Here is a 556-nt window from a genome sequence, read left to right on the forward strand (position 1 = left end):
GAAGTGTAGGGGCACGATTCAGCAGTACCGGGTGCTCCTTAATAACTGATTCTAGTACATCCCAAACTTCAGGCTGCACGCGCTCAATTTTGCGTTTCGCACTCTTAATGTTATGAGCAAGACCTTTTTCAACAAGTTCTTTCATAACGAAAGGTTTGAAAAGTTCAAGCGCCATTTCCTTCGGTAATCCGCATTGGTACATTTTCAAATGAGGACCAACAACGATTACAGAACGTCCGGAGTAATCGACACGTTTACCAAGAAGGTTTTGACGGAAACGGCCTTGCTTCCCTTTCAGCATGTGAGAAAGAGATTTTAACGGTCTGTTACCAGGACCTGTTACAGGGCGTCCGCGGCGGCCGTTGTCAATTAGGGCATCGACAGCCTCTTGAAGCATACGCTTTTCGTTTTGAACGATGATGCTAGGCGCACCAAGGTCCAAAAGGCGTTTCAAACGATTGTTACGGTTGATGACACGACGATAAAGGTCATTCAAATCAGAAGTCGCAAAACGTCCGCCATCTAGCTGAACCATCGGTCTAAGCTCCGGAGGAAT

Annotated in this window: 1 pseudogene; it reads right to left on the minus strand. The window is 46.6% G+C overall.

The window, feature by feature from the left end:
• Positions 1-556, minus strand: a pseudogene (locus ADICYQ_RS31170) (DNA-directed RNA polymerase subunit beta'); the annotation flags it as partial.

It is taken from the genome of Cyclobacterium qasimii M12-11B (genome assembly GCF_000427295.1).
Classification (GTDB): Bacteria; Bacteroidota; Bacteroidia; order Cytophagales; family Cyclobacteriaceae; genus Cyclobacterium; species Cyclobacterium qasimii.